Origin of the sequence: Aeromonas sp. Y318-3 (genome assembly GCF_027706185.1) — a bacterium.
GTDB lineage: Bacteria > Pseudomonadota > Gammaproteobacteria > Enterobacterales > Aeromonadaceae > Aeromonas > Aeromonas veronii.
Genome location: NZ_JAPDCN010000002.1, coordinates 24,499 through 36,276 on the forward strand (window position 1 = coordinate 24,499; position 11,778 = coordinate 36,276).

The 11,778-nt window shown below is 43.1% G+C and carries 6 protein-coding genes; all 6 read left to right on the forward strand.

Annotated features, from left to right (window positions below):
• A partial coding sequence (locus OKB77_RS02690) for a glycosyltransferase (RefSeq protein WP_270816862.1) occupies positions 1–4,345 on the forward strand: 4,345 nt, incomplete at its 5' end.
• Positions 4,346–4,347: 2 nt separating this feature from the next.
• A complete protein-coding gene (locus OKB77_RS02695; protein ID WP_201951890.1) occupies positions 4,348–6,573 on the forward strand; it encodes a glycosyltransferase in 2,226 nt (741 codons plus the stop codon).
• Positions 6,574–6,596: 23 nt separating this feature from the next.
• Complete coding sequence (locus OKB77_RS02700; protein ID WP_201951887.1) at positions 6,597–7,577, forward strand: NAD-dependent epimerase/dehydratase family protein; 981 nt, start codon at positions 6,597–6,599, stop codon at positions 7,575–7,577.
• 161 nt (positions 7,578–7,738) lie between these two features.
• Complete coding sequence (cysD, locus tag OKB77_RS02705; RefSeq protein WP_201951884.1) at positions 7,739–8,632, forward strand: sulfate adenylyltransferase subunit CysD; 894 nt, start codon at positions 7,739–7,741, stop codon at positions 8,630–8,632.
• A 1-nt stretch (position 8,633) separates the two neighbouring features.
• Positions 8,634–10,040 carry a sulfate adenylyltransferase subunit CysN gene (cysN, locus tag OKB77_RS02710; protein WP_201951880.1) on the forward strand — a complete coding sequence of 469 codons (1,407 nt, stop codon included), beginning with the start codon at positions 8,634–8,636 and terminating at the stop codon, positions 10,038–10,040.
• Entirely contained in the window at positions 10,040–11,776 is a 1,737-nt protein-coding gene (locus OKB77_RS02715; protein WP_201951877.1) for an SLC13 family permease, read from the forward strand. The genes cysN and OKB77_RS02715 overlap by 1 nt, the downstream gene beginning before the upstream one ends.
• The last annotated feature ends 2 nt before the right edge of the window (positions 11,777–11,778 follow it).

Below are 11,778 nucleotides of genomic sequence, written 5' to 3' on the forward strand. Positions count from 1 at the left end.
CGATGGAGAGATTGCTGGGCTAAATCAAGCCATCGTAGAGCGTGATGGAGAGATTACTGGGCTAAATCAAGCCATCGTAGAGCGCGATGGAGAGATTGCTGGGCTAAATCAAGCCATCGTAGAGCGTGATGGAGAGATTACTGGGCTAAATCAAGCCATCGCAGAGCGTGATGGAGAGATTGCTGGGCTAAAGCATGCTCTTGTTGAGAGGGATTTACAGTTAGATGAGAAAAACACAACCATTAATAAATTGTTAAATTCAAATTCATGGCGGATAACAAAGCCATTAAGATTTCTTTCTCGTCCATTGAAACTTGGAGAGATGTTACAGACTGCTTTCAATCGTGAAGTTAGATTGATACGGCATAGTTCGTTGTTCGATGCGAATTTTTATAGAGATTGCTATCCAGACGTACGTGCATCGAAGATTGATCCAGCTAGGCACTATTGTCTTTTCGGGTGGAAGGAACATCGAGATCCATCATCATCATTCAGTACCCATCGTTATTTGGAACTCAACCCGGACGTTGCTTCTGCAGGCATTAACCCCTTATTTCATTACATAAAATATGGAATAGTCGAGGGTAGACAGAATTCACTGTTACAGATAACACACGAAAATACAGTAGCTAATAATGTGGAAGCTACACTGATTATTAATGATATTGACAAAGACCTCTCTGTTCAGGAATGTCATGATATGCCTCATGTAATTGAGGTGAGGGATGATTATATTGATGACAATGAAATAACCAATCAGCGCATCGAGATAGAAATAAAAGATATTATAAATTCTGGTCTATTCGATGTAGAGTATTATATGTCAATGTATCCTGATATTAAATTGGTATCAGAGGATTGCATACGTCATTATTGTGAAATTGGTTGGCATCAGGGCTTAAATCCATCAGATGATTTCGATACAAATACTTATCTTGAGGCCTACTGTGATATAAAAAATGCAGGGCTTAATCCATTTTGGCATTATGTTGTTGCTGGTCGTTCTGAATCTAGACTTTCAAACCCGTTGAAAAAAAATATTTATGAAGAAAATGATTGCAATAAGATAGCTTTGGAGATAGAGGATATTAAGCTATCTGGATTATTCGACTCAGCTTATTACTATGGGATGTACCCTGATATCCAACCAAAACCCTCTGATCCGATTCGTCATTACTGTGAAAAGGGATGGCGTGAGGGGCGTAATCCTTCGGATGATTTTGATACGAGGGGGTATCTTGATGTTTATAATGATATAAAAAATGCCGATATCAATCCATTTTGGCATTATGTTATTGCTGGTCGCTCCGAGTCTAGACAAGCCACGCCAGACTCTAACAATCGGTATGAGGATGACATCTATTTTGGTTCTGTAACAAGTGACATTAAGCTCGTTGCTTATTATCACAATCCTGATTGGTCCTCATTTGAAGATACTCGAATAGCAATGAAAGGGATTGGTCAGCAGATAATTCCCAATGAAGCGTTAGGGCTATATAATTCATTTTCATCAGAGGTCATGATAAAACAAGCTGATATGGCCCGTAAGCATGGTATACTCGCTTGGTGTTTTCATTTTGATCTGGCCAATATGCCTTTGATTGGTAGTCCATTATATGAATTTATTTCAAATCCAGACATTTTGATAGGTTTTATTCTTGAGGTGAATATTTCTGAATCATCATATAATGAGTCACAAATTGATAATTTAATTAAACTATTATCCGATGAACGTTATATGCGTGTGGATGAAAGACCAGTATTGGTTCTTGCATCTAGTGAGATAAGTCGAGAAAATCTAGGCGCTCTAGATGCTTTGCTTGATAAGTTGCCATCGCTTTATCTGATTTTTCGAAGTAAGGGCTCGATGTTTAAATCTGAAAACTTTGGCAGTTCATTCAGATGTCAATTTGATGCCGTATTGGATTATCCTATAACTCCTATGGAAGGGGAAATCGGTGACTTCACTCCGCTACGAAAAAATGGCATGGATTCGGTACCATATAGCGTAGTTGTGTCTCAAGCAATCGAAAGAATGCATAGAAATAAGAGTGCAAGCATATCATGTCATCATATAGTTACACTTGGCTACGATGACTCTTCACTTAAACCAAAAGTTCCACTTCGGTACACTAGATATCATCAAAAAGAATATCGCCGATGGCTTGATGCGGCAATACATACGACAAGAGAACATCATGCCGCTAATCGGCGCATTCTATTTATCAATGCGTGGAATGATTGGAATAGAGGTGCTGTGCTTGAACCTGATGAATCGACAGGTTACAGCAAATTGAACGAAACTAGCCGAGCATTATTAGATCTTCCATTTGGTCTTGATATGCCAAAAGTATCTGTTATCGTACCAAATTATAATCATGAGAAATACCTACGTCGTCGTCTCGAAAGTATTTATAATCAAACCTATTCAAATATAGAAGTGTTTTTGTTGGATGACTGCTCGACTGATGGTAGTCGAGACATATTTAAAGAGTTTGCAAGTAAATACCCTGAGATAACTACAGTCTTAATTAATGAAGTAAATTCAGGCGGTGTATTCCGTCAATGGGCTAAGGGTATTAAAGCTGCAGCAGGCGACATTATTTGGATTGCAGAAAGTGATGATTATTGTGATCAAAATTTCCTTGAAAAGTTAGTTCTCTGCTTTGATGATGAGGCTGTATTACTTGCATATGCAAATACTGAGTTTGTCCAAGCTAATGAAACTACAATGGCGGATGGCTTTTGGCATCATGTCAAAAATTTGGATTGTAGAAATAAATGGAAAAAATCCTATGTTAATACCGCACATAAAGAAGTCTCCGATTCACTAGGTGTGTTAAACACGATACCTAACGCTAGTGGGGCCATTTTCAGGAATCCATTAAAAATGCCATTGCTTGAAGATGAAAAATGGCTATCTATGCAAGTTGCTGGCGATTGGGTCTTTTATTTACATTTGTTGCGTGGAGGGAAAATAGCATTTTCTACAGAGACCAATAGTTACTTTAGACGATATATAGGTAGTACGGCAGAGAAAACATATCAAAAAGAAATATTTTACCGTGAACTTACAGTCGCGGCAAAAACAGTTCAATCTCTTTATAATACACCATATAGTGTTGTTGAAGATTTCCGCAGAAGCGTAAAAGAGAGTTATGATTATCATGTTGGCCATAGTGATCATGAGTTCAATGAGTGGTGTAATATTGATGAAATACTAGCTTCTCGGGAAGAAAGAACACCTAATATAGCTGTATCTACGATGGGTTTTTATCCGGGTGGGGCTGAGATTTTACCAATTAGAATGGCAAATGAATTTAAAAGACAAGGTCATTCTGTCATTCTTTTAAGTGCAGGTCACGGTCAGCGTGAGGATGGTGTTCGTAGGCTACTAAGAAAAGACATTCCGATAATTGAAACATCTAGTGTCGAATTAACAAAAGAGCTGATTCATGATTTTGGAATAGAGGTTTTGAATTCTCATCAGTGGCATGTGCAAAAATATCCAATATATGTTTCTGATGTTTTTAGTGAACTTAAATCACATCTTGCATCATTACATGGCATGATTGAATATGGTGATGCATTTGGCGTGACCCCCGAGCAACTAAAAATAGCAAATGATAATGTTACCACGTGGATTTATACTGCGGATAAAAACTTAGGCCCTTTTATAGAACATGGTCTCTATGAAAATAATTTGTCCAGTTTTGTCAAGCTTCCAAATGGTATGGAACCCCCAGTGATCGAAGCTGTATCACGCAGTAATCTTGGAATTCCTGATGATGCATTTGTATTGTGTTGCGTTAGTCGAGCAATCCCAGATAAAGGATGGTTAGAGGCTATTTCAGCAGTGTCTTTAGCTCGGGACATATCCGGTAAAGATATTCGATTGATTCTTGTCGGCAATGGACCTGTTTATGACGAATATTGTCATTCTGGTGTACCCGATTTTGTTTATCTTGCGGGCTTTAGTGAGAACTCTGTCGGATATTACGCGACTGCTGATATGGGTATAATGTTGACAAAGTTCAAGTCTGAAAGTTTTCCTTTAACGATTGTTGATTGTCTCTTTGCGGGTAAGCCATATATCGCTACTGGCGTTGGGGAAATCAAAAATATGCTGACTACCGATGAGGGTATGGCAGGGCAGGTCATAGAACTGGATGATTGGGAAGTGCCAGTCAGTCAAGTCGCTCAAGTCATCGCTACTTATGCTACTGATTCAGAAGCACTGCATTTAGCCGAGGCCATGGTTGAAAAGGCTGCCAATAGATACAGGATTGATGTAGTTGTCGAGCAATATGCATCACTATTTGAAAAATCAAGAGGAAATGAGTAAGCATGCATAAGTGGCTTATTAAATTTACTTCCATTGGTCGCGCCATTAGGCAAGCCGTCCGGTTTTACCAAGGATCTCCAATCCTTGCAGTAAAGCGGGTATTCCGTATTTGGCGACGAGAGGGAATTCTGGGGGTGCAACGTCGGGCAAATATTTTGGTGGGGGGGCTTAGGGCCTCCCCCCTTAATAAGGATGGAGACAATATTTATGTGATAGAATCTGCTGAAAGCACAAAATTCAATCCTAAGGTATCGGTCATTGTTCCGAACTATAACCATGCTCCTTATCTTCAGCAGCGATTAGAGTCTATATACCGACAGACATATGAAAACATTGAAGTGATATTACTTGATGATTGTTCTAGTGATAATAGCATAGAGATATTAACAGATTTTTCATCACGCTTTCCTAATCGAACTATTTGTAGTTTTAATGATGTCAACTCTGGAGGTGTGTTTCGACAATGGAAAAAAGGTCTTGGTATCGCTAGTGGTGAGCTTGTCTGGATAGCAGAAAGTGATGATTTTTGTTCGGATGATTTTCTGGCTGAGCAGGTGAAGGCATTTAATAATCCCGCTGTCATGCTTTCTTTCTGTAACGTAGAGTTTGTCTCCGGTGAGTCTTGCGAGCCAGTTTGGTCATTGGCTTCATATCTTTCCGAGTTGGCTATGCATGATTGGAGTAAGCCATTTATTAGATCCGCACACTCTCTGGTCTCTTCAGGTTGGGGAATTAAAAATCTGGTACCAAACGTTAGTGGCGCTGTCTTCAGAAAACCTCATGATTTTTCTTTGCTTGATGATGAGCGTTGGCAGAGTTTACGTATGTGTGGTGACTGGGTCTTTTATCTGTCACTCATCAGAGGTGGTTTGGTCTCTTATACACCTGTTGCAACCAACTATTATCGACAACATAGTGCTAGTACGTCACAAACAGCACAGAAACAAGATGTTTATTATCTAGAACATGAGATTGTGGCATCATATCTCGTCCAATACTTTAAAGTAGATAAAAGTCTTTTAAGCAAACAGTATGATGTACTTTATAATCATTGGTGTAGTTTGAGGGGAAGTAATTTACAGCCTCAATTTCACAAGCTTTACGATTTCGAGCGTATATGGCAGCTCACCTGTGAGCGAAAGCCTAATATTGTTATGGCTGTTTATGCCTTAGTGTCCGGTGGTGGCGAGACGTTTCCTATCATTTTGGCAAATCAACTGAAGAAAAATGGTTATGCGGTAACCGTGTTTAACTGTAAAGAGCGTGTAACTGAGCCTGGCGTGTTAAATATGTTAGAACCTGGCATTCCTGTATTGGAGCTCTCTAACATGACTATGGTTCGAGCTGCGTTTGAAGATATGGGTATTGAGATAATACATTCTCATCACGCATGGGTTGATCTAACCTTAGCCAGTTTATTGAGTGGTAATCAAGATATAAAGCATGTGATTTCCATGCATGGAATGTATGAGATGATGTCGTCTGCCCAGCGTGAAGCGGTGACGCCTTTACTTATGTCCCGTATCAATCATTTTGTCTACACGGCAGAGAAAAATCTCCAAGGATTACCTGAATCCATTCAGAGTACAAAATCGTTAACCAGAATTAACAATGCCTTGCCAGTGACGAAAGTTGAACCTGTAGACCTATCTTCTCTACAGATACACAAAGACGATTTTGTTGTTTGTATGGTCGCAAGAGCTATCCCTGAGAAAGGGTGGGAAGAGGCAATTCATGCTGTTAATTTGGCAAATATGTGTTCGGTTAGAAAAATACATCTTTTGCTGATCGGTGATGGTCCAGAGCACGATAGATTGTGTCAATCAATGAGCTCCGATACAATTCATTTCCTTGGTTTTCGCCAAAATATTCGGGACTACTTTTCATCGTCACATTTAGGATTATTGCCTTCAAAATTTAAGGGGGAAAGCGCTCCACTCGTTGTCATTGATTGCTTACTGGTCGGTAAGCCGATACTTGCCAGTGATATTGGTGAAATTGCAAATATGATAAGCTCTCCAGAGGGCATCGCTGGTCAATTATTGGAGTTGGATAAATGGGAGCTCAATCCGAAAGAAATGGGTGAATGCATTGTAGCGTTGGCGAATCAATCAGATAAATATCAAGAAATTTGCTCACATGTAGCATCTGCATCCAGTAAGTATTCGATTGATTCGATGACCAATAGCTATGAAATGGTTTATCGTTCATGTCTCACCAACAACTAATATCTACAACTAACGAGAGTGTTATGATATCAAGCATTAAGAATATTCAAGGTATGAGAAAGCGCTGCTTGGTTTTAGGGGGGCTTGGCTTTATTGGCACTCACCTGGTAAAGGCCCTGCTTGATTTGGGTTTTAAGGTCCGCTGTTTTGAACGTCCGCATACTAATTCGGTGATGGCAGATTTCTTTAAGCATCCTGAGTTTGAGTTGTTTGAAGGGGATTTCTCGAGCGAAGCTGATGTGGCAGAGGCGATCAAAAATTGTGATTTTTGTTATCACCTAGTGTCAACGACACTTCCTAAATCATCTAATTTAGATCCAGTTTTCGATGTTGAGAGTAATTTGATTGGCACAATCCGCCTTCTACAGCATGCAGTAGATAATGGAGTGCAGAAAGTCATCTTTATCTCATCCGGCGGTACTGTGTATGGTACACCAATGGAACTACCTATACCGGAAAATCACCTTACTGATCCTACTTGTTCCTATGGTATAACTAAACTCGCGATTGAAAAATATTTTGCTCTTTTTCATCATCTTCATGGATTAGACTATACAGTATTACGCCTTGCCAATCCTTATGGAGAGGGGCAGCGGACACTTTCACAACAAGGTGCAATTGCAGTTTTTCTCGGTAAAATTCTACGTGGTGAAACTATTGAAATATGGGGGGATGGATCTGTTGTTCGAGATTACATTCACGTTTCGGATGTAGTTGACGCTCTTCTTTTATCATTGGAGCCTTCAAATGGTAAACATTTATTTAATATCGGTTCTGGTACGGGCCATAGTTTAAATGAGATCATTTCAACAATCGAAGATGTCACTCATAGCCATGCTATTGTAAATTATTTGGATTCAAGGGTGTTCGATATACCAGTAAATATATTGGATATAAATAAAGCTCAAGCTTTATCAGGATGGCATCCAAAAATTAATCTTGTTACTGGAATAGAACGTTTTTATAAATGGCTAAGTATTGATGACTCTTGGCTTAATAAGTGATTTTTAAGTTTTATTCTGGTAGGCATACTTTATTCGTGTTTAGATATATTTCATACATGAATTGACCACGTGTACTTTGTAAGTTTATATCTTAATAGAAATAGTTTTATCGGTGTACGACCTCAGTCTCAGTCTATGACTCTAAAAATTATGGTTAAAAAATGAAATTAAACATTGATGCTCTTGAGTCTGAATCAATAGCTATCTTTAGGGAGGTTGTTGCTCAATTTGAAAATCCGGTGATGCTGTACTCCATTGGCAAGGACTCTTCTGTGTTATTGCATTTAGCTCGTAAAGCATTTTACCCGGGCAAGATTCCTTTTCCTTTGTTACATGTGGATACAGGCTGGAAATTTCGTGAAATGATCGAGTTTCGAGACCGTATGGCAGCCGAGCATGGTTTTCAGTTGTTGGTACATACCAACGAAGAGGGACGGGCACAGGGGATTAACCCTTTTGACCACGGTTCTTCTTATACCGATATCATGAAAACGGAAGGGTTAAAGCAGGCTCTCAATCAATACAAGTTCGATGCCGCATTCGGAGGAGCCCGACGGGACGAGGAGAAGAGTCGAGCCAAAGAGCGGGTCTTTTCATTTCGTGATGCGCAGCACCGTTGGGATCCTAAAAATCAGCGGCCTGAGCTGTGGAATCTTTACAATACCCGTGTCAATTCAGGCGAGAGTATCCGGGTCTTTCCGCTCTCTAACTGGACCGAACAGGATATCTGGCAATATATCTACCGTGAGAAAATTGAAATTGTGCCGCTCTATTATGCGGCCCCCCGTCCTGTGGTTGAACGTGGCGGCACCCTCATCATGGTCGATGATGACCGGATGCGTCTGATGCCGGGCGAAACACCCACGTTGAAAACAGTACGTTTTCGCACCTTGGGCTGTTATCCCCTGACCGGGGCAATCGAGTCTGAAGCGGATACCTTACCGACCATTATTGCCGAAATGATGCAGGCCAGAACCTCCGAGCGGCAGGGGCGACTCATCGATTCGGATCAGTCAGCCTCGATGGAAAAGAAAAAAATGGAAGGATATTTTTAACATGGCTGAGAATGATGTCGTGAATGAGTTTGAGGCCTATCTGGCCGCTAACGAACATAAATCGCTATTGCGCTTTTTGACGTGTGGGAGTGTGGACGATGGCAAGAGTAGCCTGATTGGTCGTCTCTTGCATGACTCGAAGTTGATTTATGATGATCAGTTGGCGGCAATAAAACGCGATTCGCGTAAGTTTAATACCACCGACCAAGAAGTGGATCTGGCGTTGCTAGTTGACGGGCTGCAGGCCGAGCGCGAGCAGGGCATCACCATCGATGTGGCCTATCGTTATTTCTCGACCGATCGTCGCAAATTTATCATTGCCGATACACCGGGCCATGAGCAGTACACCCGAAACATGGCGACCGGGGCTTCTCACTGCGATCTGGCTGTCATTCTGGTGGATGCCAGCAGTGGTGTAAAAGCGCAGACCCGTCGTCACAGCTTTATTTGTTCGCTGTTGGGTATTCGGCATATTGTGGTCGCCATCAACAAGATGGATCTGGTGGCATATGACGAGACCCGTTTTAACCAGATTCGCGATGATTTTTTAGCTTTTTCCACGGAGCTGGGATTTGTGAATATCACTTTTATTCCACTTTCAGCCTTGCGTGGCGACAATGTCGTCGAACCCGGTAACAAGATGCCCTGGTATCAGGGGCCTTGTCTGCTCTCTTGGCTCGAAACGGTGCACATCGCCCCGCTCGACATGGGATCGTTTCGCTTTCCGGTACAGTATGTGAACCGTCCTGATGCGGATTTTAGGGGCTACTGCGGCACGGTGGCTCGGGGACAAATCGGTGTCGGTGATCCTGTGCGGGTATGGCCGTCCGGCAAAGCGAGTCGGGTCGCTCGTATTGTCACTTTTGATGGCGATAAGAGGAGCGCCATCATGGGCGAGGCGGTGACGCTGACGCTAGATGATGAAATTGATATCAGCCGGGGGGATATTCTGGCTCCAGCCGATGAACATTGGTGTTCTGCGGAGAAGGTCAGTTGCATGTTGGTGTGGTTACATGAAACACCGCTGCAGCCCCATCGTCAATATGAGATAAGAATTGGTACTCGTACTCTTACCGGATTTGTGGAGAGCATTGATTATCGGGTTGATATCGAAGATTTTTCCCATCATCCAGCGGTGCATTTGCAGCTTAACGAAATAGCGCACTGCCAGATCCGGTTCACCATGCCGATACCGGTCGATTCCTATGCCAGATGTCACGAAACGGGAGCGTTGATTTTGGTTGACCGTCTGACAAATGCCACCATGGGGGCCGCCATGATCGTGCAGGCGCACAGTGAAGAACCTCAGTCGAGACATCCCTTCAGTGAATTTGAAATTGAGCTTAATGCATTAATTTGCAAGCACTTCCCCCATTGGGAGGCAAAAAATCTGAAGGATTTGATCTGATGACAATGATGGCATGGTGGGTGTTGCTGGTTTTTGTTGGCGCACTGATGGCTCTTGCCCGTTGGCAGGACAAGGCTGATCGTATTTTCGGTCTGGTGTTGATGCTGCTCTATTTGCCAGGTGCCATCAGCAGTGAGGCATTACTGGCCAGTGCCGCGAACAATGGCCTGATCACCTTGGTGTTGTTGATTTGCACAGCATTTGTACTGGAAAAAACGCTGCTGTTACAACGTGCTGCCGCCTGGATGTTGACACTGAACTTTGAACGTTGTTGGTGGCGAGTGATGCTGAGCAGCATTGCCAGCTCAGCCTTGTTGAACAATACCGCGATTGTATCAATTCTGCTCGGCCCTCTGCGTTCCGTCACTCATCATCCCGCTCGTCGATTAATCCTACCGATGACCTATGCCGTGTCGATGGGGGGAATGCTGACACTGGTTGGTACTTCGACCAACCTGATTGTTAATTCAATGATGATTGAGGCGGGGTTACCCGGTTTTCATCTGACGGATTTTTTTCCGGTCGGCGTGGCCGTGGCCATTGTGGGTATTATCTGGTTGTGGTGGCGTCGTGACCAACTTCCGGCCGCACCATTGAATGCGGAGTCGGTGGAACACTATCTGGTGGAAGGCCGTATCGAACCGGATTCGCCACTGATTGGCAAGACGATTGCTCAAGCTGGGTTACGTCATCTGCAGCGTCTGTTTCTGGTCGAAATTGTCAGGTCCGGTGAAAAAATCTGCCCAGTGCCACCATATGCCCAACTCGAAGCCGATGATCGGTTGCTCTTTTCGGGAGACCCGGCTTCGATTGGCTTGTTGGCCCGTTTTAAAGGGTTAGCCAGTTATGCGCAACGGCAGGGATTGAATGCCGGCGAATTGACGGAAGTATTGATTTTGCCAGATTCTTCCCTCTGTGGTGTGCGTCTGAAAGATTCCGACTTTCGGGCCAAATTTGATGCTGCCGTGGTGGCGATCCGTCGTAACGGAGAGGCGCTGAGCGGTGCCATCGGCGAGCAGATATTGTGTGGTGGCGATTTCTTGGTGCTGGCAACCGGGAAAGATTTTTTGGGGCGTGCCAACCTGACCAAAAATTTTCTGATTATACGAGGTGCCAAGCCGGCTGCGACGATCAAACCATTGACCGAATGGTTGATGATTGGCGGGTTTTTACTGGCGATTACCCTGTCCGCGTTGGGGTGGGTATCTCTGTTTAAATCCATGGTTTGTTACCTGAGCATTTTACTTTTGTCAGGTACGTTGACCTTGAATGAACTGCGGCGACGTTTTCCTTTGGGGCTTTGGTTGATTGTGATGTCGGCTCTGGCGTTGGCAAAAGCGATGGAAACCAGTGGCTTGATGGGGGCCGTGACCGATTTGGTCAAGGTTCATCTGGAAGGTGCTTCACCTCATTGGGCATTGGTTGGTATGTTGGTTGCGACATGGTTGGTGACGGAGATGGTGACCAACAATGCGACTGCGGCCATGATGATACCTCTTGCCCTCGCGTTGGCGCAGGGGTTGGGCGTGTCGCCACTCCCGTTTGCGATGGCGGTAGCATTTGGTGCCAGTTGCAGTTTTGTCAATCCTTATGCCTATCAGACCAATCTGATGGCACTGAATGCGGGTGAATATCGTCTAGTTGATTTTTTACGATTGGGACTGCCTTTGGCTTTGCTCTATCTTGCTGTGGTTGCAGCATGTGTTCCTCTCTTTTTCCCATTTTTTCCCGGATGAGG

Excerpts from the sequence above, each read along its gene's own strand:
- OKB77_RS02695 (WP_201951890.1), top strand. The coding sequence starts at position 4,348 with ATGCATAAGTGGCTTATTAAATTTACTTCCATTGGTCGCGCCATTAGG.
- OKB77_RS02700 (WP_201951887.1), top strand. The coding sequence starts at position 6,597 with ATGATATCAAGCATTAAGAATATTCAAGGTATGAGAAAGCGCTGCTTG.
- cysN (WP_201951880.1), top strand. The coding sequence starts at position 8,634 with ATGGCTGAGAATGATGTCGTGAATGAGTTTGAGGCCTATCTGGCCGCT.
- OKB77_RS02715 (WP_201951877.1), top strand. The coding sequence starts at position 10,040 with ATGACAATGATGGCATGGTGGGTGTTGCTGGTTTTTGTTGGCGCACTG.
- cysD (WP_201951884.1), top strand. The coding sequence starts at position 7,739 with ATGAAATTAAACATTGATGCTCTTGAGTCTGAATCAATAGCTATCTTT.